This is a genomic window from Pseudomonas gingeri, from assembly GCF_013386115.1.
GTDB lineage: Bacteria > Pseudomonadota > Gammaproteobacteria > Pseudomonadales > Pseudomonadaceae > Aquipseudomonas > Aquipseudomonas gingeri.
Window position 1 is genome coordinate 1 of sequence record NZ_JACAOR010000017.1, and the last position, 851, is coordinate 851.

The following is an 851-nucleotide window of genomic DNA, read 5'->3' on the forward strand; positions in this document are numbered from 1 at the left end:
GATGGTCCGATGCCACAAACCCGTGAGCACATCCTGCTGTCCCGTCAGGTAGGCGTTCCGTACATCGTGGTTTTCCTGAACAAGGCTGACCTGGTAGACGACGCAGAGCTGCTGGAACTGGTCGAGATGGAAGTTCGCGACCTGCTGAGCACCTACGACTTCCCAGGTGATGACACTCCAATCATCATCGGTTCGGCTCGTATGGCGCTGGAAGGCAAAGACGACAACGAGATGGGCACCACTGCTGTCAAGAAACTGGTAGAAACTCTGGACAGCTACATCCCGGAGCCAGAGCGCGCTATCGACAAGCCGTTCCTGATGCCAATCGAAGACGTGTTCTCGATCTCCGGTCGCGGTACCGTGGTAACTGGCCGTATCGAGCGTGGTATCGTTCGCGTCCAGGATCCACTGGAAATCGTTGGTCTGCGTGACACCACCACCACCACCTGCACCGGTGTTGAAATGTTCCGCAAACTGCTCGACGAAGGTCGTGCTGGCGAGAACTGCGGCGTTCTGCTGCGTGGTACCAAGCGTGACGACGTTGAGCGTGGCCAGGTTCTGGTCAAGCCAGGTTCGGTCAAGCCGCACACCAAGTTCACCGCAGAAGTTTACGTTCTGAGCAAGGAAGAAGGCGGTCGTCATACTCCGTTCTTCAAAGGCTACCGTCCACAGTTCTACTTCCGTACTACTGACGTGACTGGTAACTGCGAGCTGCCAGAAGGCGTTGAAATGGTAATGCCAGGTGACAACATCCAGATGACTGTCACTCTGATCAAGACCATCGCGATGGAAGACGGCCTGCGTTTCGCTATCCGTGAAGGCGGTCGTACCGTCGGCGCCGGCGTCGTAGC

The 851-nt window shown here is 56.8% G+C and carries 1 protein-coding gene; it reads left to right on the forward strand.

All coding sequences use genetic code 11. From position 1 onward, the window contains the following. On the forward strand, positions 1-851 hold an 851-nt coding region (locus tag HX881_RS30625; RefSeq protein ID WP_177088315.1), incomplete at both ends, for an elongation factor Tu.